Genomic DNA, 23,119 nt, shown 5'->3' on the forward strand with positions numbered 1-23,119 from the left:
CACGCTGGGCAAAGCGTCTCGCTGCCGATTGGGCGCCGATTCACCCGGCCGGGCGGCGAAAGCGGGCGACGTCGTGGCGCGCCAGCCAGTCCGGCAGCTCCGCCGCCGGCATCGGCCGGGCCAGGTGGTAACCCTGCACTTCGTCGCAGGCCATGCCCTGCACGGATGCGAAAATGCTGGCCGTCTCCACCCCCTCGACCACCACGCGGAAGCCCAGCTCACGCGCCAGCTCGGTCATCGAGCGCACGATCGCCCCGTCGTGCGGGCTCGCTTCCATCCCGCGGACGAACGACTGGTCGATCTTCAGGCTGGTCGCCGGCATCTCGCGCAGCGAGGTGAGGTTGCTGTAGCCGGTGCCGAAGTCGTCGATGGCGATGCCCACGCCCAGTGCGCGGATCGCCGCGAGGATCTCGCGGGTGGTGTCCGAATGTTCCAGCAGGGTGCCCTCGGTGACCTCCAGCTCCAGCGCCTCCAGCGCCACCGCATGGCGGCCGGCGGCCTCGCGCAGACGGTCGATCAGCTCGGTGCCCAGGTCGCTGCTGGAAACATTGATCGACAGCTTCAGGTCCAGTCCGGCGCGCTGCCACAGGCCGAGCTGGGCCACGCCGTGATCGAGCACCCATTCGGTGAGGCTGCGCATCAGGCCTGCCTGCTCGGCCAGCTCGATGAAGCGTCCCGGCGGGATCGCCCCCTGGGTGGGGTGCTGCCAGCGTGCCAGTGCCTCCACCGCGATGCAGCGGCCGCTGGCCAGGTCGACCCGCGGCTGGTAATGCAGGTCCAGCTCCGCCCGCTCGTTGAGCGCGGCGGCCAGCTCGGTGACGAGGAAGAATTCCTGCCGGTGGCGCTCGTCGTCGCTCGGCTCGTAGGTCGCCCAGCCGCGCACGCTCTCCTGCGCGGCATGCGAGGCACTCATCACCAGTCGCAGCGGATCGCCGCCCTCCAGCTGATCGATGTCCAGGCTGAGCAGGCCCACGCCCGGCTGGACGCACAGCGGAATGCCAAGGCAGTCGAACGGCTGGCGCAGGCGATGCACCAGCTCGTCCATCCATGCGGCATCGATGCCGTCTGCCGAACCGGGGAGGATTGCCGCGAAACGGCTGGTGCCCACCTGATAGAGGTGGGTGTGCTCGGGCATCCACACCTGCACACGAGCCGCCACGTCGCGCATCAGCTCGTCGGCGTAGGCGTGACCCATGGCGCGGATGAAGGCGCTGAAACGGCTGACCGGCGCCACGTCGACCGCAATCAGCCAGGCCTGGTGCTCGCCGCCACGCTGGCGTGCCCGCAGATCCTCGAAGAAGGCATTGCGGTGCGGCAGTTGGGTCACCGGATCGATGCGGCCGACGTAGCTGCCCAGCACCAGGCCAGTGCCGGCGAGACGGGCCGCGTCGCGCAGGTCCGCGCACTCGCTCTCGTTGAGCCCGTCCCGCGGCGAGTAATCCATGACGCACAGCGCGCCCACGTGCTGGCCGCTGAGCGTGTAGACCGGCTCGCTGGCGAAGAAGCGCATGCGCGTCGGGCCGATGTCGGTCAGCAGTGGCGCCCCGCCGAAGCGCGTGTCGGCCTCGGTGTCGGGCACGACCTGGGTCTGGCCCTGCCGGGTGGCTTCCAGATAGCGCGGATGCAGCGCATGCGGGGAATCGGGCCGGTGCGCATCGGCGCTGAACCAGAATGCGCTCCCCGTGGAAAGCACCAGCGACACCAGCGGCACATGCAGCGAGTGGGCGGCCAGGCGGGCCACCGCGTCGAAACCAGGCACCGCGAAGCCGTCGCCGAACGCCTCGCGGGTGGCACCCGACGGAACGTCGAACGCGCTTCCCGCCAGCCCCATGGATCCCGAATCGTGCACGGTCACTCGTCCACCCTCGCCTGCTCGCCCGCGGCCCCGTATGAGTTGAATTTAGCGCAGGTTCAGTCCTTTGGGCGGGGTGGTCCGTAAGCAGGCGGCCGGATCACAAGGAGATCCGGCAGTCCTTCCCCACCCATTCCATGGAGAGTCCCCATGAAAGTCGCTTCTCCCGCAATCCTCGCCGGTGCCCTGCTGATGGCCGCCACCGGTGTGGCCCAGGCGCAGCAGGCCCCGGGCGCAGGCTTCTACGGTGCGATCGGCTATCACTACGTCAACCCGAAGAGCGGCAATGGCACCCTGGCCGGGGTCTTCCGCAGCGACATCAGCAGCGACTCCGAGCCGACCCTGACCGTGGGCTACAACTTCGACGCCAACTGGAGCGCCGAAGCCTGGCTGCCGCTGACCAAGTTCAAGCACGACGTCAGCCTCGACGGGGCGAAGTCGGCCAGCATCAAGCACATGCCGTATCTGTTCACGGCGCAGTACCACTTCCTGCCGGACAGCCCCGTGCGTCCCTTCATCGGCGCCGGCTACGGCTTCGTCAACGTCAGCGGCGAGCGCACCACCGGCCCGATCGCCGGCACCTCGCTCGACGTGAAGGGCGCGGACGGCTTCGTCGGGCAGTTCGGCGCGGACTGGTACGCCACCGACAACGTGTTCGTGCGGGCCGACGCGCGCTACTTCGACTGGAAGAGCAAGGTCGAGCTCAACGGCGCCGGCATCGGCGAGGTGAAGGTGAATCCCTGGATCTACGGCGTGAGCGTGGGCTACCGCTTCTGAGTCCGCCGCACGGGCGTTTCTTCCCGCGGCCGCCGGCATGGCGGCCGTCTTTTTATTCGGGGCGGTGCGGGGCGGCGAGGTATTCCTCGCTCTGCATCTCGATCAGCCGCGACTCGGTGCGGCCGAATTCGGCGCGCAGGCGTTCGCCGTCATACAGCTCGGTGATCGGCGCGGCGGCCGAGAGCACCAGTTTCACGCGGCGGTCGTAGAACTCGTCCACCAGCTGCACGAAGCGCTTGGCCGCGTCCTCGCTGTAGATGGTGAACTGCGGCACGTTGGACACCAGGATCGTCGCCGAAGACTTCGCCAGCGCGATGTAGTCGGCCACCGCGCGCGGCCCGTCGCACAGCGCGTCGAAGGCGAACCACAGCACGCCCTCGGCGCGGCGGCGCACCGGGATCTCGCGGCCGTTGAGCACGATCGGGGTGTCCTCCTCGGCGTCTTCCTGCGCCTGGCTGGCGAAGATGCGTGCCAGTGCACGTTCGGCCTCGGGTCCCGGTGGGGTCAGGTACACCGGCGCCTGGGTCAGGGCGCGCAATCGCCAGTCGTGCGGCGACACCATCTCGACCACGTGGCAATGCTTCTCCAGCAGCGCGATCGCCGGCAGGAAGCGGGCGCGCTGCAGGCCGTCGCGATACAGCTTCGCCGGCACCGTGTTGGAAGTGGTGACCAGGCTGACCCCGCGGGCGAACAGCGCGTCCAGCAGGTTGGCCAGGATCATCGCGTCGCCGATGTCGCTGACCAGGAATTCGTCCAGGCAAAGCACACGGCAGCGTCTGGCGATGCGCGCGGCGACCTCGACCAGCGGATCGGCCCGCTCGCCCAGCGTGCGCAGCTCCGCGTGCACCTCGCCCATGAAGCGGTGGAAGTGCCGCCGCAGCGCGGTCCCGGCCGGCAGGCTGGCCACGAACAGGTCCATCAGGAAGGTCTTGCCGCGACCCACGCTGCCCCACAGGTACAGCCCCGGCACCGGCGCGGCCGGTTCGTTGCCGAGCAGGCTCTGCCTCAGTCGCCCGAACAGCCCCGGGCTCTCCTGCACGGTGCTGAGCGCGGCGTGCATGCGGTCGAACTCGGGCAGCACGGCGAGCTGCGCCGGGTCGCTTTCCCAGCGGTGCGCGATCACGCCCTCGTGGTAGCGCGCGCTGGGCGCGCCGGCGATGGTCTCACTCATCGGCGGTCGGACTCAGTGGCGTTCGGGCGGCAACCAGCGGCGCGCGGCGGCCTTCACCGCACCGCGCAGGTCCATCAGGCGGCGGTGGAAGAAGTGCCCGGTTTCCGGCATGCGCACCAGCTCCGGCTTCACCTCGAGGCCGTCGATCCAGTCGAACACCGCCTGCGGGTCGACCACTTCGTCCTCCTCGCCCATCACCACCAGCCACGGGCAGCGCGGGATCTCGAAGCCGTCGAATGGCCAGCGCCCGGCCGGAGGCGCAATGCTGATCAGGGCGTGCGCGCCCAGTCGCACCGCATTGCGGATGGTGACGTAGCTGCCGAACGAGAAGCCGGCCAGCCACAGGTCTTCACCGGGGCGCACGCGGCGCACCCAGTCGACCACCGCAGCCAGGTCGTCGCCTTCGCCGTTGCCTTCGTCGTACTGGCCTTCCGAGGCGCCGGTGCCGCGGAAATTGAAGCGCACCGTGTCCAGGCCGGATTCGCGCAGCGCGCGCTCGACCATGGTCACCACCTTGTTGTGCATGGTGCCACCCTGCACCGGGTTGGGGTGACAGATCACGGCGACGCCACGGCGGGCACCCGGGCGCTCGGCCAGGTCGGTGATGGTTTCCAGCTCGCCGGCCGGGCCGGTGAGCATGAAGCTGGCGGCCTCGTCGGGGAACCGGGCCGGATCGTGGGGCAGGGCGGCAATATTCATCCGCACCATGATAACCGCGCGGCTTGTCCCCCGTCCGCGGCGGCCGCATCTGGATCAGGCGATGAACCATCTTGCCCACGCCCTGCTGGCCGGTAACGACGAGGCGCTGCGTCTGGGCGGCATGCTCGGCGACTTCGTGCGCGGCGCGCCGGAGGCGGACTGGTCGGCCGGGGTCGCTGCCGGCATCCGCCTGCATCGGGCGATCGATGCCTATACCGATGCGCACCCGCAGGTGCTGGCCGCCAAGGCGCGGCTGGAGCCGCCGTTCCGGCGCTATGCGGGGATCCTGCTCGACGTGTGGTTCGACCATCTGCTGGCGCGCGATTTCGACCGATGGTCGTCGACGCCGCTGGATGCGTTCTCCGGTGGCCTGCGCCAGTTGCTGGTCGATCACCGGGCGAGCCTGCCACCCGGCCTGGCGCGCTTTCTCGCCTACATGCAGATGAACGACCTGCCGGCCACCTATGCGCGGCCGGAGGTGGTCGGGCGGGCGCTGGCGGGGATCGGCCAGCGGCTGCGCCGCGACAACCCGCTCGCCGACGCCCTGCCCGTGCTGCAGGCGAACGCTCCCGTGCTGGCGGGACATTTCGAGGCGTTCTTCCCCGACCTGCTGGACTTCGCGCAGGACTGGCAGGCGACCAGAGGCGTCGACGGCGCATAAAAAAACGCCGCCCGGTCGGGGCGGCGTTCTCTCGATCCCGGAACGGGAGCGGCTTACTTGGCCTGGTCGGTGATCCAGGTCACCGCGGCCTTGACCTGCGCGTCGGTCAATGCCGGGTTGCCGCCCTTGGGCGGCATGAAGTTGCCGTCCGGGCCATGGTAGCCCTCGGTCGCATGCTTGATCAGCGTGGCCATGCCCTGGGCCAGTCGCGGCGCCCAGGCAGCCTTGTCGCCCAGCTTGGGTGCACCGGCGACGCCGGCGGTGTGGCAGCTGTGGCAGAGGTTCTCGTAGATGGTCTTGCCATCGGTGGTGCCGCCGTAGGCCACCTGTGCGGCGGCTGCCTTGGCCGCGGCTTCCGCGGCGGCGGCGATCGCCGCGCGGCCGGTGTTGCCCGAATACACCGCGCCGACCGGTGCAATGCGCGCGGCAAGCTGCTTGGCGGCGACCGGGTTGGTTTCCTTCGGTTCGTGGTTGTAGATCATCCAGCCCAGGGTGATCAGCAACACGGTCAGCACAGCCAGACCCGCGATCAGCCAGGAGAACTGGCGCATGAAGCTCTGATCGGATTTGCTCAGGGAACCGCTCACGAACGTACTCCAGTCGATGGAAGGAGCCGCGGGGCCACCATGAATCCCCCGGCGCGACACCGCGGGTCCCCGTCGGGCCCGGTTCGGTGGCAACCGCGGGAGTATAGACGAAGCCCCGGCCAACTTTCAGCGCGTCCACATGGCGGCGGCGGGCGGTGCGCGGTATCTTGCGTCTGCTGCGGCGCGGCGTGGCACTCACCCCGCGAACCCTCCACCCTGCCATCGGTCATAGCTCGACCATGTCAACCGGCAGTGTCCGGTCTCGTTGCAGTGCACCTATTCTTTTCCCAGCCACAACCCAAGGCAGGGCGCGCTCCTTGCGCGCAGGGCCCCCAGCCTCGCCGTCCGAACCCGGGAGTTTCACATGTCGCGTTTTTGGAAGATCGCGCTGATCGTCGTCGCCGTGCTCGTGGTGGGCGCGGTCGGTCTTCGCCTCATGCACAAGCCTGGCGCCGCGGGGCGCAGCCAAGCCGGCGCGCCGTCCGGCCAGCCGGGGGCGCCGGGCGAGGGCAAGGACAAGGGCAAGGACGAGCCGGTGCCGGTGACGGTCGAGCCGGTCGCCGTGCAGAACGTGCCGGTCTACCTCACCGCGCTGGGCACGGTGCAGGCGCTCAACACGGTGACCGTCAGCCCGCAGGTCGGCGGCCTGCTGATGAAGCTGAACTTCACCGAGGGCCAGGAGGTGCACAAGGGCGAGGTGCTGGCCGAGATCGATCCGCGCTCGCTGCAGGCCGCCTATGACCAGGCCGTTGCACGCAAGGGCCAGGATGCCGCGCAGCTGTCCACCGCGCGCAGCAACCTTGCGCGCAGCCAGGATCTGGTCAAGCAGGGTTACATCTCCAAGCAGGACATGGACACGCTGCGCAACACCGTCAGCCAGTACGAGGCCGCGGTGGCCGCCGACGAGGCCAGCATCAACGACGCCAAGGTGCAGCTGGGCTACACCAAGGTCATCGCGCCGATCACCGGCCTGGCCGGCATCCGCGGCGTGGATCCGGGCAACATCGTCACCACCAGCTCGAGCATCGTCACCCTGACCGAGGTGCATCCGATCAACGTGATCTTCCCGCTGCCGGAGCAGAACGTGGAGCTGGTGCGCAGCTCGCAGGCCCGCGGCGAGCCGCTGGAGGTGGCGGCGCTGGACAGCGCCGGCAGCAAGGTCATCGCCGGCAAGGGCGTGCTGAAGGTGATCAACAACCAGATCGACACCAGCACCGGCACCTTCAACCTGAAGGCCCAGTTCCCCAACGACGAGAACGCCCTGTTCCCGGGTCAGTTCGTCAACGTGCGGCTGAAGGTGAACACGGTGCAGGGCGGCCTGGTGATCCCGTCGCAGGCGGTGCAGCGCGGGCCGGACGGCGACTACGTCTATCTGCTGCAGCCGGACAGCACGGTGAAGATGCAGTCGGTGACCACCGGCCAGGAAGTGGGCGACACCCACGTGATGGTCACCCAGGGGCTGAAGGCCGCCGAGCAGGTGGTGACCGAGGGCCAGTTCCGCCTCAAGCCGGGCAGCAAGGTCAAGGCGCTGAAGCCGGGCGAAGTGCCCGCTGCGCCGACCGAGGCCGAGCTGAAGAAGGCGGCGCAGGGCGCGAAGGAAGGCGGTCGTCGCGGTCGCCGCGGCTGACGATGATCGATCGCCGCGGCCGGCGGAGCCGGCTGCGGCACGCGGGTGCCGGATACCCGCGCATCCACCGAGGGCGGGGCCGGTGCCCCGCCACTGACGGCAGACCAGGACACCATGGGATTCTCATCGCTCTTCATCCGACGCCCGATCGCCACCTCGCTGCTGATGGTGGCGGTGCTGCTGCTGGGCGTGCTCGGCTATCGCCAGTTGCCGGTGTCGGCGCTGCCTGAAATCGACGCGCCCAGCCTGGTCGTCACCACGCAGTATCCCGGCGCCAGCGCGGCCACCATGGCGGCCCTGGTCACCACGCCGCTGGAGCGGCAGTTCGGGCAGATCTCCGGCCTGGCGATGATGAGTTCCGACTCGTCCGCCGGCCTGTCGACGATCGTGCTGCAGTTCAACATGGACCGCGACATCGACATCGCGGCGCAGGACGTGCAGGCGGCGATCAGCACCTCCAAGGGCACGCTGCCGAACAACCTGCCGTATCCGCCCGTCTACAACCGGGTGAACCCGGCCGACGCGCCGATCCTCACCCTGATGCTCACCTCCGACAGCCGGCAGCTGCGCGAGGTGAACGACCTGGCCGATTCGATCATCGCGCAGAAGCTGTCGCAGGTGCAGGGCGTGGGCCTGGTGTCGATCGCCGGCAACGTGCGCCCGGCGGTGCGCGTGCAGGTGAATCCGGCACAGCTGTCCAACCTCGGCCTGACCATGGAGGACGTGCGCAGCGCGCTCAGCCAGGCCAACGTCAACGCGCCCAAGGGCACGCTCAACGGCAAGACGCAGAGCTACTCGATCGGTACCAACGACCAACTGGTCGATGCGCAGCAGTACAAGAACACCATCATCAGCTACCGCAACGGCGCGCCGGTGCGGCTGGCCGACGTGGCCAAGGTGGTCGACGGGGTGGAGAACGACCAGCTCGCCGCCTGGGCCAACGGCAAGCCGGCGGTGCTGCTGGACATCCGTCGCCAGCCCGGCGCGAACATCGTCAAGACGGTGGAGCAGATCCGAGCCACGCTGCCCTCGCTCAAGGCGGTGCTGCCGGCCGACGTGCACCTGGACGTGTTCGCCGACCGCACCATCACCATCCGCGCCTCGGTGCACGACGTGCAGTTCACCCTGATCCTGACCATCTTCCTGGTGGTGGCGGTGATCTTCGTGTTCCTGCGCCGGCTGTGGGCGACGATCATCCCCTCGGTGGCGGTGCCGCTGTCGCTGATGGGCACGTTCGGCGTGATGTCGTTCGCCGGCATGTCGCTGGACAACCTCTCGCTGATGGCGCTGACCGTGGCCACCGGCTTCGTGGTGGACGATGCGATCGTGATGATCGAGAACATCGTGCGCTACATCGAGCAGGGCAAGAGCGGCAGGGAGGCGGCCGAGATCGGCGCGAAGGAGATCGGCTTCACCGTGCTGTCGCTGACCGTGTCGCTGGTGGCGGTGTTCCTGCCGCTGCTGCTGATGCCCGGCGTCACTGGCCGCCTGTTCCACGAGTTCGCCTGGGTGCTGACCATCGCGGTGACGATCTCGATGCTGGTGTCGCTGACGCTGACGCCGATGATGTGCGCCTACCTGCTCAAGCCCGACCAGCTGCCGCCGGGCGACGACAGCCACGAGCGCCATGCCGCCGGCGGCAAGCGCGACCTGTGGACGCGCACGGTGGATCTCTATGCCAGCACGCTGGACTGGGTACTCGACCATCGCCGGCTGACCATGCTGGTGGCGGGTGCGGCCGTGGTACTCACCGTGTTCCTGTACATCGCCATCCCCAAGGGCCTGCTGCCCGAGCAGGACACCGGCCTGATCACCGGTGTGGTACAGGCCGACGAGAACATCGCGTTCCCGCAGATGGAGGCGCGCACCAAGGCCGTGGCCGACGCGCTGCGCAAGAACCCGGCCGTGACCGGCGTCGCCGCGTTCATCGGCGCCGGCTCGATCAACCCCACGCTCAACCAGGGCCAGTTGTCGATCGTGCTGAAGGATCGCTCCGAGCGCGGCGGCCTGGACAAGGTGCTGCCCAGCCTGCAGGCCGCCGTGGCCAATATCCCGGGCGTGGCGCTGTATCTCAAGCCGGTGCAGGACGTGACGCTGGATAGCCGCGTCTCGGCCACCGAGTACCAGTACTCGCTGTCCGACGTGAATGCCTCGGAGCTGTCCGGCTACGCCGAGAAGCTGACCCAGGCGCTGCGCCAGCTGCCTGCGCTGGCCGACGTGGACAACAACCTGGCCGACTCCGGCAACGCGCTGAAGCTGACCATCGATCGCGACAAGGCCAGCCGCCTCGGTGTGCCGGTGCAGACCATCGACGACACGCTCTACGACGCCTTCGGCCAGCGCCAGATCTCGACCATCTTCACCCAGCTCAACCAGTACCGCGTGGTGCTGGAGGTGGCGCCGCAGTTCCGCAACACCGACGACCTGCTCAACAAGCTCACCGTGCGCGGCAACGGCAACGGCGCGCTGACCGGTTCCAACGCCACCAGCTTCGGCCAGCTCACCTCGAGCAATTCGGCCACGCCGTCGGGCATCGGCAACACCGGCAACGTCGGCTTCCAGGTCGGCGCCGGCGGCAGCATTCCGATTTCCTCGCTGGCCTCGGCCGAGTACACCAGCGCGCCGCTGGTGGTCAGCCACCAGCAGCAGCTGCCGGCGGTGACCATCTCGTTCAACCTGGCGCCGGGCTATTCGCTGTCGCAGGCGGTCGATGCGATCAACCAGGCGGTCAAGCAGCAGAACCTGCCGCCGCAGGTGCGTGGCGAGTTCGTCGGCAAGGCGGCGGAGTTCTCCTCCTCGCTGGGCGACGAGGTGCTGCTGCTGCTCGCCTCGGTGATCGTGATCTACATCGTGCTGGGCGTGCTGTACGAGAGCTACATCCACCCGATCACGATCATCTCCACCCTGCCGCCGGCCGGCGTGGGCGCGCTGCTGGCGCTGATCCTGTGCGGCTTCAGCCTGTCGGTGGACGGCATCGTCGGCATCGTGCTGCTGATCGGCATCGTGAAGAAGAACGCGATCATGATGATCGACTTCGCGATCGAGGCGCAGCGCGAGGGGCTGTCGCCGCACGACGCGATCCGTCGCGCCTGCCTGCTGCGCTTCCGCCCGATCATGATGACCACGGCGGCGGCGATGCTTGGCGCGTTGCCGCTGGCACTGGGTACCGGCATCGGTTCGGAGCTGCGCCAGCCGCTGGGCGTGTCGATCGTCGGCGGCCTGCTGCTGTCGCAGCTGGTGACGCTGTACACCACGCCGGTGATCTATCTGTACATGGAGCGTTTCTCCGACTGGCTGAGGCTCCGGCGCGAGCAGCGCGAGCTGGCCAAGGCGCGCCACGGCACCGTCTGAGTCTGAAGAAGGTTTTCCGCCCCATCCACGGCGCGTCCCCAGCGGGCGCGCCGTTTGCTTTTGCAGCAGCAGGGTCGCGGGAGCCTCCATCGCGCCCTCTCGCGCGTATCAACCGATCTCGCCCCCGTGCGTTAGGGGTGCGATGATCCGTCCACGCGCTGCGTGCCTTGCTTCCCCTTGCGCAATGGCTCCGACCCCTGCATGAACATTTCCGCCCTTTTCGTGCGCCGTCCGATCGGCACCTCGCTGCTGGCGATCGGCCTGTTCCTGGTCGGTGCCGTCTGCTACAGCCTGCTCGGTGTGTCCGCGCTGCCGACCATCCAGTTTCCGGCGATCTTCGTGCAGACCTCCCAGCCCGGGGCCGATGCCGCCACCATGGCCGCCACCGTGGCCGCGCCGCTGGAGCGCCACCTGGGCCAGGTGCCGGGCATCGACACGATGCGTTCGAGCAGCTCGGAGGGGCGCACCTTCGTCTTCATGATCTTCAACGGCAGCCGCAACCTCGATGCGGCCGCGCGCGACGTGCAGCAGGCGATCAATGCCGCCGCGCCGGATCTGCCACCAGGGCTCACCAACGCGCCCTCGCTGCAGAAGGCCAATCCCAACGATGACGCGGTGATCATCCTCGCGCTGACCTCGCAGACGCAGTCGGCCACCGACCTCTACAACGTCGCCGATACCTTCCTGATGCCGCGGCTGACCCAGCTCAAGGGCGTTTCTTCAGTGGACATCGCCGGCGCGGCGACCCCGGCGGTCCGCGTCGACGTGGACCTGCGCAAGCTCAATGCGATGGGTCTGTCACCGGACCAGCTGCGCAACGCGCTGAATGCCGCCAATGTCAGTTCGCCGCTGGGGACCCTGAGCAACGGCGTCACCAACCTGCTGGTGACGGCCAACGACGAGCTGCACACCGCCGCCGACTTCGCCAACCTGGTGGTGGCGGTGAAGAATGGCACCACCATCCGCCTGCGCGACGTCGCCCGCGTCTACGACGGCCCCGAGGACGCCTACCAGGCCGGCACCTTCGGGCACGAGCCGGCGATCCTGTTGTACGTGTACAAGAAGCCGGACGCCAACGTGATCGCCACGGTGGATCGCGTGCGCGCGACGCTGCCGGAGCTGCGCAGCTTCCTGCAGCCGGCGACCAAGCTCACCCCGTATTTCGACGGCACGCCCACCATCCGCGCGTCGCTGCGGGAGGTGCAGGTCACGCTGCTGATCAGCCTGGCGATGGTCGTGCTGACCATGGCGCTGTTCCTGCGCCGGCTCGCGCCAACGCTGATCGCTGCGGCCGCGGTGCCGCTGTCGCTGGCCGGTGCATCCATCATGATGTACGTGCTCGGCTACACCCTCAACAACCTCACCCTGCTGGCGCTGGTGATCGCCATCGGCTTCGTGGTGGACGACGCGATCGTGGTGATCGAGAACATCATCCGCCACATCGACGAGGGCGTGCCGCGGCTGGAAGCGGCGCTGCGCGGCGGGCGGGAGATCGGCTTCACCATCGTCTCGATCACCGCCTCGCTGATCGCCGTGTTCATCCCGCTGCTGTTCGCCAGCGGCATCGTCGGCATGTTCTTCCGCGAATTCACCATGACGCTGATCTCGGCGATCGCGGTGTCGGCGGTGGTGTCGTTGACGCTTACGCCGGCGTTGTGCGGGCGTTTCCTGCAAGGGCATGCGGCGGAGGATCATGCCGAGCGACGCCCGCGTCGCTTCGCGCGGCTGGGGCAATGGCTGGACCGCGCCCACGAGCGCATGCTCGCGGTCTACGTGCGCGCGCTGAACTTCTCGCTGCGCCACGCGTTGGCATTCTCGCTCACGCCGCTGGTGCTGATCGTGCTCACCGTGCTGCTGTTCGGCAAGGTGAAGGCCGGCCTGTTCCCGCCGCAGGACACCGGGCTGATCCACGGCTTCGCCACCTCCGGCGCTACCGTGTCGTTCCAGGACATGGTCAAGCGCCAGCAGCGGCTGGTCGACATGCTGCTGGCCGACCCGGACGTGGCGGTGGTCGGTTCGCGCCTGGGTACCAGCCGTCGCGGCGCCGCCAGTTCGTTCGACATCCAGCTCAAGACCCACGCCGAAGGCCGCAAGGACGACACCTTCGCCGTGCTCGACCGGCTCAGCGCCAAGGCCGCCAAGTACCCCGACCTCAACCTGCGTCTGCGGCCGATCCAGGACCTGCCCAGCGGCGGCGGCAACAGCAACCAGGGCGCGCAGTACGAGATCTCGCTGCAGGGCGACGACCTCGACGAGCTGGAGGTATGGCTGCCGAAGCTGGTGAAGGAGCTGGCGAAGAACAAGCTGTTCCGCGACGTCGGCTCCGACGTGGAGGAGGGCGGCCTGCGCCAGAACATCGTGGTCGACCGCGATGCCGCGACGCGGCTGGGCATCTCGATGGCCACCATCGACGGCGCGCTCTACGACGCGTTCGGCCAGCGCCAGGTGTCGACCATCTACTCGGACGTCAACCAGTACAAGGTGGTGGTGAACGCGCTGCCGAGCCAGACCGCCTCGCCCGAGGCGCTCAACCGCATCTACGTGCGCTCCAACACCGGCAAGATGGTGCCGATCACTGCGGTGGCGCACCAGGAGCCGGGGCTGGCGCCATCGCAGATCAGTCACGTCAACCAGATGACCACGATGGACCTGAGCTTCAACCTCGCGCCCGGCGCGTCGATGGGCCAGGCGCTGCAGATCATCAACCAGGTGGTGAAGGACATGCGCATGCCCGGCGACATCCGGGTGGGCCTGGGTGACGACTTCCGCCGCTTCCAGCAGTCGCAGGGCGACATGCTGTGGCTGATGCTGGCGGCCATCGTCACCGTCTACATCGTGCTGGGCATGCTCTACGAGAGCCTGATCCATCCGGTCACCATCCTCTCCACGCTGCCGGCCGCGGGCGTCGGTGCGCTGGCCGCGCTGGTGGTCACCAACACCGAGCTTTCCATCGTGGCGATGATCGCGCTGGTGCTGCTGATTGGCATCGTCAAGAAGAACGCGATCATGATGATCGACTTCGCCCTGGTCGCGCAGCGCGAGCACGGCAAGCCCCCGCTGGAAGCGGTCCGCGAAGCCTGCGTCGTGCGCTTCCGCCCGATCATGATGACCTCGATGGTCGCCATCCTCGCCGCCCTGCCGATCGCCATCGGCCTGGGCGAAGGCTCCGAGCTGCGCCGCCCGCTGGGCATCGCGATGATCGGCGGCCTGCTGATCTCGCAGACCCTGACCCTGCTCAGCACCCCGGCGCTTTACGTGATCTTCTCGTGCCTGGCCGAGCGTGCGCGGGTGCGGCGGGAGAAGCGCCGCGAGCGGCGCGCGGCGCGGCGGCTACGCAAGCTGGCGAACGCCTGAGGCTCGTCCCGCGGGGCCCGGCAGGACGCCGAAACGGACGGCTCTGTCGCGGCTTCGACGACCCAACAGGCCATGTCCGTGAGTCCGACGTCCCCCACTTTTGAGTAGCACCGTGGTTTGGAGTCTAATCGCTGCGATGAAGGACCTGATCGAAAAAGAACTGTAGGGACGGCGAGCAAGCGAGAGGCGGTAGGGTACCTGATCGAGGTACACGCACGGCCGCTACGCCGGTTCTGCGCCTGTGTGGATTTGTCGCGTGCCGCGGACTCCCACCCGCCACTGCGCAAGCTTCCCCACTCGGCGTCGGCTAATGCAAGTCCAGTAGTTCGTCGATCAAGGTGCGCCGTTCATCGGGATGCTCCCGGAGCGGGGCAACAGAAAGAGGACTGCAGCGCTTGCGGATGACCGCCCGACACTTCCACAGACAGGAAAGCAAACCTGGCTCTGCGGAATCAACCGACCGATGGGCAAGCATGCTCCGCGAGGACATGATCTGCTTGTTGCCGGAGTGGATCGGAGCCTACGGCTTCGAGCCATGCATGGTGATGATGGCGCTTACGACATCAGGATTGACTGTCGTGGTCACGCAGCTCTCTAGGTAAGTCGTGCGCTTTACAACGCTGGCAGGCGGATTGAACCCTTGGGGCGGGTGATAAACCGCCAATCCCGCCGGCGCGGGGGCATGCCAATAAGCCAGTGCTGGTACGCATGCGGGTCCGCCACTTTTCCCGAATCCCGAGATGCCCGCCATGCATACATAGACAGTGCAAGGATCCACGGTCTGGGCTCTGGTGGGCGTGGCAACTAGGCAGCTTGCACCTAGAGCGAAAATAGTGAGTAAAGCACATGGTTTCATTTGCGCTTCCTTCAATTTATGACGCGTTTTACAGAGCGCGTCGTGTGCCTAATCCATGACGTCCAAACGGCGTTTGATCAACGTGTCGAGGTTTCGGCTCTGTGAGACGTGGCTTCAATGTTGGCGTCGGATCTTGCTCAGGCACCGCGGTCAACTGCGCAGTAAGGCTGCTCCTTTGATCTAAGTCGGCTTGCTCTTATTCATCTGCGAGCGTTGATCGACTTAGCCATGGGTAAAGAGGGCGGAAATTGTCTTTCTGGGCGCAAGCGGGTTCAACGCGGCAATCTAGTCAATTTCTACGAAGTGGTCTAAAGATCGTGTCACTAGCGTGTTTTATTCTTCCTTCTATCCCTTGCAGTGCTTGTTGCTATTGAATGCGTTGCGGAAGGCTGCAAGCTGAGTAATAAACGTGGCAGTTGGAATCTCCTGCTTTCTTGCATATGTCCATGCCCTTTCTTTCGGCGGCATCGATGGTCTTGGCGGGCGTTACGTTATATCCACCGTTACTTACAATCATTGCGGCACATTGGTTGCGATAAAAGAGTTGCACCTCGCATGTGGAGCCGTGCTTTGACCGGCAATCTTCGAGCGCAAGCTGCTCTGCGCTCTCTTGGCTTGGCATATTTTCGGCGATTCCAAGGCTTCCATTGGGTTCGTAAGTCGCAATTGCGCCCCAGCGATCTATCCATCTTTCCGGTGGCGTCTGGGCTGAGTTGCTCTTTTTATTCTGGTAGTACCCCTGTGGAATGGGAATGCAAGAGTTGATGTTGGTGCCGCTCGCAGGAATCATGCCCGGAGGGCATCCGCCCTCGGCATGAACGTTGCTCGCGATCAACAAGAGCACTCCCATAAGAACCCAGCGATGAATGTTCATGGATTACCTCTCGATGGCTCGCGCGTCTGGGCCTTTATGCCATCAGCGAAAGCCGAGCGTGGATCATTGGAAACTCGAATGGCGCGGGCGCCGCCGCCAAAGCCGCCGACCCCGCTAAGTTGTCCAGAGTGAGTTTGTCCTGAGATAGGAGAGGATGGTGACTGTCCCGCGCCATAGGACCCCGGAGGCTGTCCCTGGGGTCCAGGGCGGTTTGCATATCCACCTCCGAACGCCGAGAAGTGCAAGAACTGACCGACCGTGCCTTGGAAGAAAGCCGCGGCGAGCGGCGGGACGGAGATGATGAGCACGGTAAGCAGCAAACCGATACCGCCTTGCTGGAGCGCCTGGCTCGAAAAGCCCTCGGCACCTTGATCTGTGATGCTGTTGATGACGGAGGCTGACCAAAGGGCCACGGCTACATTGATGGTGAGCTTGAGCACGATGCTAGAGACGACGCAGAGTACGGCAATCGAAAAGAGCGTGCCGATGCCGTAGAGCAGCCAACGCCTGAAGAGTTCCTTGGTCTGGTCAAAGATCAGACAAAGGATGAACAGTGGTCCGAGCCCTACGAAGATCGCCATGGTGAACTGATAGAGAAGCAGCATGGCACCGGCTGCCATGGCAGGACTGGCTGCACCAAAGCCAGCCAGCAGCATGGCGTGGGCCTTCTGATCGGCAGTTGCACTGTCGCCAGGCGGAACCTGTACGACATCGATCGCGGCCAAGGAAAGCTGCGTTGCGGCCATATTCTTGTCAATGGCGCTGACCGGCGAGTCTTCACCGGAGACCACCTGGCTGATCTCTGATCCAAGCGTACCGTTGGCGGACAGCATGCCCTGCAGGGATCCGCCGAAGATACTCATGGAGGTGGCCGCCGTTACGATGATCACGATCCGCGTCATGTTGACGACCATGGCCATCATCGAATCGCGAGACTGCCCGGTGATCAGACGGAAACCCTGGATCATGATCCAGAGCGTGATGAGCACGAGCGCGATGCCACTTGCCCACGTCATCATGTTAGCGAGGACGTCGTGCTGGAAGTCTTCGATCTTCTGTTGAAGATAGTTGTAGACCAGCGCGTAGTAGAGGTAGTCGCCAAGGTTGCTCATGGTGATTCCTGGGCGTGGAAAGACACCTGCGCCAGCAAGCTATCACTGGCGATACGCATCTTCACGACATGATGCACTCTGTAGTTACTCATTGACGGTGAAGGCAGTCTTGAGCGCGGCGGCCTGCACGACGTTGCCAAGAATCGTGTTGCTTCCATTGAGCGCCACTTTCGCGAGCGTGCCTTGCTGGTCCCGAAGCGTGGCGATCATCTTCTCGTCCGCTTCGATCTGCTTTTGCCAGGTATTCCCCGCGAGATTCAGCTGGCTCATGAATTGCTCCGCCTGGGATGTCGCGCTGCTGGACTCGCCGAACGTACCGATGGAGTTGATGATTTCGCTGAGCTTTTGGACGGTACTCGCTTGGGCTGTCAGCGATGAAAGTGCTTGCGCAGTGATGTTGTATTCGTCGGCCTGCGTCATGACGATCGTTCTGCATATCAGGTTCTGGCGAACGACAATTGGCTGATGCGAGCTGCCCAGCAGGCCGGAGATCGCTCCAGCGACGACTGCACTTGCCGGCGCTCCGGGACAGGCCTGATCCGCGAGCTTTTCCTGGTCGGCGCTACTCAGTGGCTCGAGCCTCTTGGGCACAAGGGAAATGCCGTTTCCGAGGCTCTCGATTTTGGTCAGCATGTTGTGCAGCTGTTCCAGCTGAGTCGTGTACTGCTGGATCTGCTTCTCGTACTGCAGGACCTGCTTTGCGAGCTCTGACTTCTGGGTTGCGTTCGAAGCGACATCGGTGACGAGGACTTGCGCATGGGCTCTGCTACCGATTGCGCCGGAGAGCAGGAGGACCGCGGTCAGCGAGGCAAGTCCGGGTCCAACAGTGCTGAGCCCAAAGTCCCGGACGACGGCATTCTCGTTTCGCATCATCTGTTCTCCACAGTTAGCGGACAGCCACGCGTGTTGCGCGCGGAACGTTTCGATCAGTGCCTCTCCCGCTCCCCTTGCGGTTCTCATAGAACGTCTCAAGCCACTGTTCCGGCGTGAGGTCGTCCGGCGAACAGCCTTCGGCCTGGGCGCGGGCCTCGAGCACCTCGTGCATGATCTCGATGTTGTCGGTGGAGGCCGAGATCACTGCCAGGTGATCGTCGAGGCCGCGCAGGTTGAGCTGGCAGACGGCGCTGGCGTGGCCCTGCTTGACCAGGAAGCAGCGGGAGCGCTCGTCGAGGCTGACTACCACCTGGTACTCCGCTTCGGTGAGCTTGAGGCCGTCGACGTAGTCCTCGCGGCTGGCGTTGGGGTTGGGCAGCAGGACCATCGTGGCGGTCTGTTCGATCAGCGCAGCGGCGATGTCGCTGGCGAGCGCGTCTTCCGGGCTCTGTGTGGCGAAGATGCCCAGGCCATTCTGCTTGCGGATGGTCTTCTGCTTGTTCTTGGCGAATTCCTTGAGGCCGCCCTTGCCGTCGAGAATCTTCCAGAACTCGTCCATCACGTAGATCAGTGGCCGGCCGTCGATCAGTGCCTCCAGCCGGTGCAGCAGGTAGTTGATTACCGGCACGCGGACTTCCGGGTTGTCGATGATGTCGGTGTAGTCGAAGCCGATGATGCTGGCCTTCTCCAGGTCGATGGTGTCGACCGGGTTGTCGAACACCCAGCCCAGCGAGTTGCCGGCGGTCCATTTGCGCATGCGGATGTACAGGCCGTCGTCGCCCATGTTGGGCAGGCTCTTCTGGAAGTTGGTCATCGTGCGCAGGTGCATCGGTGTGTCGAGGATGTTCTCTACCGCACGGAAGATGTCCTCTTCCTCGCGCGAGCTGTAGACGGCCTTGCCGACCAGCACTTTCACCAGTTCAGCGAGGAACTGCACGTTGGCTTCGCTCCGCTCGCAGTGGAACGGGTTGAATCCTGTCGGTCGGCCGTTCTCCAGCGCGAGGTAGTTGCCGCCGCAGGCGCGCACGAAGATCTCCGCGCCGCGATCCTTGTCGAAGAAGAAGATCGTCGGCGAGGGACTGAGCTTCTGCACCTGGCTGAGCAGGAAGTTGATCAGCGCCGTCTTGCCGGTACCGGACTTGCCGATGACCATCGTGTTGGCGATCGCCTTCTCGCCGAGCGAGTTCTCCGCCGGATGAGTGGCGTGGAAGTTGAAGTAGTAGGGCTGGCCGTTGGTGGTCTGCAGCGTGGTGACACAGTCGCCCCAGGGATTGTTGTCCTTCTTGCCGGTGGCGAAGTTGTGCAGCGGGCACAGGCCGAGGAAGTTCAGCGAGCTGACGTTGGCCAGCCGGGTGCGGTACTTCCAGTTGCCGGGGAATTGCGCATAGAACGCGGCAGCGACGGCCAGGTCCTCCTTCACCGAGACGAAGCCCGCGTTGGACAGCTCGGCCCGCGTGGTGGCGATCTGCTGCGACAGCGCCTCCTGGCTGGTGGCGTAGATGGCGATGCTGAAATGGTATTCGCCCAGCACGAAGTTGCCGGAGGCCAGCTGGTCCATCGCCTGGTCCAGCTCGGCGATCTGGCTGAAGGCCTTGTCGCCGGAAGAGATCATCATGCCCTTGGTGCGATCCAGCGCCTTCAGCGCGTCGTGCCGGCCCATCGGGCTGAAGGAGTGGGTGATGACGTACTCGAAATCCAGGTACTTCAGGCCGTTGAGGATGCCCGGGTAGGTACCCTCGGTGTATTCCTTGATGTTGAGGATGGCGCCGAACTGGTTGGCGCCGTCCGGTGTGGTGAGCACGAAGTCGCCGGTCTTGGCCGAGAAGCGCTGCTTGCTGAGCGGCAGGTACTCCGGCACCGGGGCCGGCAACACCGGCACGGGCTCGTCGATGCGGTTGAGCAGGTAGCCGTAGAACTCCAGCGCTTCGGAGAACACCACGCCGTTGGCCGCCTCGTACATGCCCAGGCGGTACGGTGCGTAGTCCTTGAGCACGGCCTCGACGTTGCCGGCCAGCTCGAGGATGGTGTTGACCGCATCGGCCTGCTCGGCTTCCAGCCGGGTTAGGTCGGCGGACTTCTCGGCAAAGCGCTTGCCGCTGACCACGGGGCGGTAGAGCAGGGTCAGGTACAGCTCGTTCTGCATCAACTTTTGCGACGACAGCGCCTGGTAGTAGGCATCGGACAGCGACTGGTTGAAGGCCTGGCCGAACCGGCTGTGGTCGCGCAGGCGCCGGCGCCTGCGGATGTCGTGCACCCAGAACGCCACGTTGACGAAATCCGGCGCGCGCAGGGTCTGCAGCAGACGGTTGAAGGTGTTGTGCCTGTGCTCGATCTCCCACTCCTCGCGACCCACGAACGGCAGGCCGCCGAGTCGCCACACCAGCAGGAAATCGCCGCCGGTGGTCTTGAGCACCGTGGGCGACACGTGCGTGGACAGCGGGACGAACTCGCTGATCGGCGTATCGGGAATGAAGGCGGCTTTGGGCATGACGAAGATCCAGAGGGCACCCCGCAGCTGCGGGGTGCCCGGAGAGGCTCACGGTTTGGTTTTGGCCGGGTCGCGGTAGAGGTTGGGCGTCAATACCCACATGCCGTCGTTTTCCCGGATGTTGCGCATGCGCGTGCGGAACTGCAGGCGAAGGCCGAGCAGGCGGAAGATCATTTCGTCGCGACGCGCCATCTGTCGCATCACGAAAATCACCACCGGCATCAGCAGCAGGTAGAACAGGTTGGTGTACATCGCCAGCAGCATGCATCCGCCCGCGCCGAGGAAGAACGGCACGTACGGCACGCCGAGGAACATCGGCGGGCGGGTGCAGCCACGGAACAGGGCGTTCTTATGCATAGTGCGTCAGCAGGTGTGTCACCACCTGCGCGGTGCACGCGGTGGCACCTGCGGCCGTGGTGCTGCCGGCAAGGAACATCTTGGCAATCTGGCCTGCCGCGCCGATCAGGATCGCGCCGATCAGCACCGGTGACACGTCGGAGATGCGCTTGTGTGCGAAGGCAATCTGGTAGCCGGAGAAGATCACCGCAATGGTCACCACCACGATGGAAACAGCATTGAGTACCTTGTTGATACTGCTGGCGAACCCGCACACAGTGGTGGTGGTCTCATCGCCTTGTGCGAACGCCGTGCCCGGAAGCACGAACACCAGCAGTGCGGCGAGGCACATGAAGACGAACAGGCGGGTGCGCCGGGAGTGAAGCACGGAGTCCTTGCGGGTCAGGTTCGGAGCCATCTCGAATTTCCTTGTCGACGTTGAACAGGTGGCCGGATGCATGGCCGGAAGGTGGGCGACCGTCAGGGGCGGCCGTCCGGTGGATACCCGGGAGCGAGCGGACTCGCGACCGGGCGTTGGCCAGTTGGCCGGATCGGTGGCGCGCACGTGGCCATGGCTAAGCGTCGCGTGCGAGCCGTTTCAGAACACGAAGGCGGCATCGGCATGCTCCTGGCGCAGGTCGGCGCGATCGACCGCCCGCTGCGCCGGTAATGGCGAAGCGCTGGCGGTTGCGGTCGGATCGCCGGGGCCGCGCACGATGGGGTGGAAGACGTCGTCGGTCGACGCCCCAGCGGGTCGCGCGGCGACCGGCGGGGTCGGAGTGGGCGTAGTGTCTGCCGCAGACGAGCCGCGGCCTTCATCGCCATCGACAGCAGGTATCCCCGGCGACAGGGCCACCTTCGAGACGACGGCCGTGGCGGCCGTATCCAGCGCCACGCTGCGGAGGGCGACGAGGCGGTTGGACACAGAGCCCGCCGGGTCGTGCGTGTGCTTCCGGACGGGCTTGCCCCGTTCCAGCGGGATGGCGGGCGCACCACCGCCACGGTCCCCCGGTGTACTCATGGAGGCGTATACCCGCTGCACGTAGCCGTCGCGGTAACCGGTGACGAAATTGCCCGAGTAGTAGCAGCTGAACGCCTTGCCCCAGTGGCCCCGGGCGCGTGCGTAGCAGTCGGCGAGGATGCTGGCGCCCGCCTCCAGGTTGCTGCAGCGATCGAAGGCCCTGGCGTAGGTGTCCAGCCCGAAACGTCCGAGGTTGGCGCGGTTCACCTGGGCAATGCCCAGCGAATAGTTGTAGCCCCGGCTCTCCAGCATGCGCGCGGTGGCCGTGGCTTCGGCGAGGTTGCGCGGCTGGTGCTGCAGCCGTCCACCCACCACGCCGATGGCGAAGGGATTGTTGCCGGATTCCACCTGGGCGATGTGCTGCATCACCTCGGCCGGGACGGCAAGGTTGGGGCACATGGACAGGTCGACGGCGGCGAGCATGACGGACTCCTCGTTCTCAGTGGCCCGCGGCCGCGCGGCCGGGGTCGAAGTCGATGCCGGTGATGCAGCGGCGCCCGGCGTGGGCCTTGATGTGCACGACGATGTCGATGGTCATGCGCAGCAGGCGCTTGATCGTGTCGAACTCCAGCCCGGCGCCCTCGTTTGAGGCCTTCACCATCAGTGCGAGCTGGTCCCAGGTCTGCTCGGTACTGCCGGCGTGGCAACTGGTGATCGAGCCGGGGTGACCCGAGGCGCAGTTGCGGATGAAGTAGAACGATTCGTCGCCGCGCAGCTCGGCCAGGATGATGCGGTCCGGCTTCATGCGAAGGCAGGCCTCCATGCAGCTCTTGGCGGTGACATTGCTCGCGCTCTGGCCACCCTTGGAGTACAGCAGGTGCACCACGTTCGGCTGCGCGATGAACAGTTCGCGCGCGTCCTCGATCGTCACCAGCCGCTCGTCGGCGGGGATGTGGTTGACCAGCGACTTCATGAAGGTGGTCTTGCCGCTGCCGGTAGCGCCGGATACCACGATGTTCTTCTTGTTAAGCACGGCTCGCTGGAAGAACTCGGCGTAGCGGCGCCCGGCGCGCAGCTCGAGCAGCTCGCTGTCCTGCTCGCCGATACCCTGCTGCACCTCGACGATCTCGTCGAAGAAGCCGTCCGCCTGGTACTGCTCCAGCGTGCGCAGCTGTTTGGACGGCAGCCGGATGGTGATCGAGACCCGGCCGGCCTCGCAGGCCGGCGGGATCACGAATTGCGCGCGCTGGCCGGTGGGGAAGGTGAGCGAGACCACCGGATCCACGTCGGTGATGCGCTGGCCGGTATTGCTCTCGTTGATCACCGCGGTGCAGAACTGGCGCGCTCGCTCGAAGGTGAGCGAGGGCACGTCGACCCGGTGCCACCCGCCGCGCCGCTCCAGGTAGATCTCGCCCGGCTGGTTGATGCAGATCTCGGTGACGTCCGGCGAGGCCATGAACTCGCGCAGCCCCAGCACCTCGTACTGGTAGTCGAGGAAGTCGCTGGAGATGGCTGCCATCCGGTCGTCCATGACCTGCTC

17 protein-coding genes and 1 pseudogene are annotated in these 23,119 nt (G+C 66.0%); 6 read left to right on the plus strand and 12 right to left on the minus strand.

What is annotated here, in order from left to right:
* Positions 1–40 precede the first annotated feature (40 nt).
* On the minus strand, positions 41–1,831 hold the full coding sequence (locus ATSB10_RS15765; protein WP_063673687.1) for a sensor domain-containing phosphodiesterase: 1,791 nt from the start codon (positions 1,829–1,831) through the stop codon (positions 41–43).
* A gap of 171 nt (positions 1,832–2,002) precedes the next feature.
* Between ATSB10_RS15765 and ATSB10_RS15770 the strand changes: the two genes are divergently transcribed.
* Positions 2,003–2,629, plus strand: a complete 627-nt coding sequence (locus ATSB10_RS15770; RefSeq protein ID WP_063673688.1) for an OmpW/AlkL family protein — start codon at positions 2,003–2,005, stop codon at positions 2,627–2,629.
* Positions 2,630–2,681: 52 nt separating this feature from the next.
* Here ATSB10_RS15770 and zapE read toward each other — a convergent pair whose 3' ends face one another.
* Complete coding sequence (gene zapE, locus ATSB10_RS15775) at positions 2,682–3,800, minus strand: cell division protein ZapE (protein WP_063673689.1); 1,119 nt, start codon at positions 3,798–3,800, stop codon at positions 2,682–2,684.
* 12 nt (positions 3,801–3,812) lie between these two features.
* A complete protein-coding gene (locus tag ATSB10_RS15780) occupies positions 3,813–4,499 on the minus strand; it encodes an alpha/beta hydrolase (protein WP_063674536.1) in 687 nt (228 codons plus the stop codon).
* A 61-nt stretch (positions 4,500–4,560) separates the two neighbouring features.
* Between ATSB10_RS15780 and ATSB10_RS15785 the strand changes: the two genes are divergently transcribed.
* Entirely contained in the window at positions 4,561–5,160 is a 600-nt protein-coding gene (locus tag ATSB10_RS15785) for an acyl carrier protein phosphodiesterase (protein WP_063673690.1), read from the plus strand.
* A 53-nt stretch (positions 5,161–5,213) separates the two neighbouring features.
* On the opposite strand, the gene ATSB10_RS15790 is transcribed toward ATSB10_RS15785, so the two are convergent.
* Positions 5,214–5,735: a c-type cytochrome gene (locus ATSB10_RS15790; RefSeq protein WP_063674537.1), complete on the minus strand. Its 522-nt coding sequence runs from the start codon at positions 5,733–5,735 to the stop codon at positions 5,214–5,216.
* A gap of 376 nt (positions 5,736–6,111) precedes the next feature.
* On the opposite strand from ATSB10_RS15790, the gene ATSB10_RS15795 reads away from it, so the two are divergent.
* The 4 genes and pseudogenes from ATSB10_RS15795 to ATSB10_RS19465 form a co-directional block, all read left to right on the plus strand.
* A complete protein-coding gene (locus tag ATSB10_RS15795) occupies positions 6,112–7,374 on the plus strand; it encodes an efflux RND transporter periplasmic adaptor subunit (protein WP_063673691.1) in 1,263 nt (420 codons plus the stop codon).
* Between the two features lie 114 nt (positions 7,375–7,488).
* Positions 7,489–10,725 carry an efflux RND transporter permease subunit gene (locus ATSB10_RS15800; RefSeq protein WP_063673692.1) on the plus strand — a complete coding sequence of 1,079 codons (3,237 nt, stop codon included), beginning with the start codon at positions 7,489–7,491 and terminating at the stop codon, positions 10,723–10,725.
* 201 nt (positions 10,726–10,926) lie between these two features.
* Positions 10,927–14,079: an efflux RND transporter permease subunit gene (locus tag ATSB10_RS15805; RefSeq protein ID WP_063673693.1), complete on the plus strand. Its 3,153-nt coding sequence runs from the start codon at positions 10,927–10,929 to the stop codon at positions 14,077–14,079.
* Positions 14,080–14,209: 130 nt separating this feature from the next.
* A pseudogene (locus ATSB10_RS19465) lies at positions 14,210–14,361 on the plus strand (IS3-like element ISXac4 family transposase); the annotation flags it as partial.
* Between the two features lie 941 nt (positions 14,362–15,302).
* Here the strand turns inward: ATSB10_RS19465 and ATSB10_RS19075 are convergent.
* The 8 genes from ATSB10_RS19075 to virB11 all read right to left on the minus strand — a co-directional run bounded on the left by ATSB10_RS19075 (position 15,303) and on the right by virB11 (position 23,110).
* Positions 15,303–15,809 (minus strand): DUF4189 domain-containing protein, encoded by a 507-nt coding sequence (locus ATSB10_RS19075; protein WP_083966261.1) that lies wholly within the window; start codon positions 15,807–15,809, stop codon positions 15,303–15,305.
* Positions 15,806–16,921: a TrbL/VirB6 family protein gene (locus ATSB10_RS15810; protein WP_063673694.1), complete on the minus strand. Its 1,116-nt coding sequence runs from the start codon at positions 16,919–16,921 to the stop codon at positions 15,806–15,808. The genes ATSB10_RS19075 and ATSB10_RS15810 overlap by 4 nt, the downstream gene beginning before the upstream one ends.
* An 84-nt stretch (positions 16,922–17,005) precedes the next feature.
* Positions 17,006–17,794: a TrbJ/VirB5 family protein gene (locus tag ATSB10_RS15815; RefSeq protein WP_063673695.1), complete on the minus strand. Its 789-nt coding sequence runs from the start codon at positions 17,792–17,794 to the stop codon at positions 17,006–17,008.
* A gap of 13 nt (positions 17,795–17,807) precedes the next feature.
* Complete coding sequence (locus ATSB10_RS15820; RefSeq protein WP_063673696.1) at positions 17,808–20,282, minus strand: VirB4 family type IV secretion/conjugal transfer ATPase; 2,475 nt, start codon at positions 20,280–20,282, stop codon at positions 17,808–17,810.
* Between the two features lie 48 nt (positions 20,283–20,330).
* Entirely contained in the window at positions 20,331–20,639 is a 309-nt protein-coding gene (locus tag ATSB10_RS15825; protein ID WP_017463877.1) for a VirB3 family type IV secretion system protein, read from the minus strand.
* The gene (locus tag ATSB10_RS15830) at positions 20,632–21,036 is read right to left on the minus strand and encodes a TrbC/VirB2 family protein (RefSeq protein ID WP_063673697.1); all 405 of its coding nucleotides are present in this window, start codon (positions 21,034–21,036) and stop codon (positions 20,632–20,634) included. Before ATSB10_RS15830 ends, ATSB10_RS15825 begins: the two co-directional genes overlap by 8 nt.
* Before the next feature lie 180 nt (positions 21,037–21,216).
* Positions 21,217–22,062, minus strand: a complete 846-nt coding sequence (locus ATSB10_RS19860) for a lytic transglycosylase domain-containing protein (protein ID WP_063673698.1) — start codon at positions 22,060–22,062, stop codon at positions 21,217–21,219.
* A gap of 16 nt (positions 22,063–22,078) precedes the next feature.
* Positions 22,079–23,110 (minus strand): P-type DNA transfer ATPase VirB11, encoded by a 1,032-nt coding sequence (virB11, locus tag ATSB10_RS15840; protein ID WP_063673699.1) that lies wholly within the window; start codon positions 23,108–23,110, stop codon positions 22,079–22,081.
* Between the last annotated feature and the right edge of the window lie 9 nt (positions 23,111–23,119).

It is taken from the genome of Dyella thiooxydans (genome assembly GCF_001641285.1).
Lineage (GTDB): Bacteria > Pseudomonadota > Gammaproteobacteria > Xanthomonadales > Rhodanobacteraceae > Dyella_A > Dyella_A thiooxydans.

Excerpts from the sequence above, each read along its gene's own strand:
- ATSB10_RS15765 (WP_063673687.1), bottom strand. The coding sequence starts at position 1,831 with ATGGGGCTGGCGGGAAGCGCGTTCGACGTTCCGTCGGGTGCCACCCGC.
- ATSB10_RS15770 (WP_063673688.1), top strand. The coding sequence starts at position 2,003 with ATGAAAGTCGCTTCTCCCGCAATCCTCGCCGGTGCCCTGCTGATGGCC.
- zapE (WP_063673689.1), bottom strand. The coding sequence starts at position 3,800 with ATGAGTGAGACCATCGCCGGCGCGCCCAGCGCGCGCTACCACGAGGGC.
- ATSB10_RS15780 (WP_063674536.1), bottom strand. The coding sequence starts at position 4,499 with ATGAATATTGCCGCCCTGCCCCACGATCCGGCCCGGTTCCCCGACGAG.
- ATSB10_RS15785 (WP_063673690.1), top strand. The coding sequence starts at position 4,561 with ATGAACCATCTTGCCCACGCCCTGCTGGCCGGTAACGACGAGGCGCTG.
- ATSB10_RS15795 (WP_063673691.1), top strand. The coding sequence starts at position 6,112 with ATGTCGCGTTTTTGGAAGATCGCGCTGATCGTCGTCGCCGTGCTCGTG.
- ATSB10_RS15800 (WP_063673692.1), top strand. The coding sequence starts at position 7,489 with ATGGGATTCTCATCGCTCTTCATCCGACGCCCGATCGCCACCTCGCTG.
- ATSB10_RS15805 (WP_063673693.1), top strand. The coding sequence starts at position 10,927 with ATGAACATTTCCGCCCTTTTCGTGCGCCGTCCGATCGGCACCTCGCTG.
- ATSB10_RS19075 (WP_083966261.1), bottom strand. The coding sequence starts at position 15,809 with ATGAACATTCATCGCTGGGTTCTTATGGGAGTGCTCTTGTTGATCGCG.
- ATSB10_RS15810 (WP_063673694.1), bottom strand. The coding sequence starts at position 16,921 with ATGAGCAACCTTGGCGACTACCTCTACTACGCGCTGGTCTACAACTAT.
- ATSB10_RS15815 (WP_063673695.1), bottom strand. The coding sequence starts at position 17,794 with ATGATGCGAAACGAGAATGCCGTCGTCCGGGACTTTGGGCTCAGCACT.
- ATSB10_RS15820 (WP_063673696.1), bottom strand. The coding sequence starts at position 20,282 with ATGCCCAAAGCCGCCTTCATTCCCGATACGCCGATCAGCGAGTTCGTC.
- ATSB10_RS15825 (WP_017463877.1), bottom strand. The coding sequence starts at position 20,639 with ATGCATAAGAACGCCCTGTTCCGTGGCTGCACCCGCCCGCCGATGTTC.
- ATSB10_RS15830 (WP_063673697.1), bottom strand. The coding sequence starts at position 21,036 with ATGGCTCCGAACCTGACCCGCAAGGACTCCGTGCTTCACTCCCGGCGC.
- ATSB10_RS19860 (WP_063673698.1), bottom strand. The coding sequence starts at position 22,062 with ATGCTCGCCGCCGTCGACCTGTCCATGTGCCCCAACCTTGCCGTCCCG.
- virB11 (WP_063673699.1), bottom strand. The coding sequence starts at position 23,110 with ATGGACGACCGGATGGCAGCCATCTCCAGCGACTTCCTCGACTACCAG.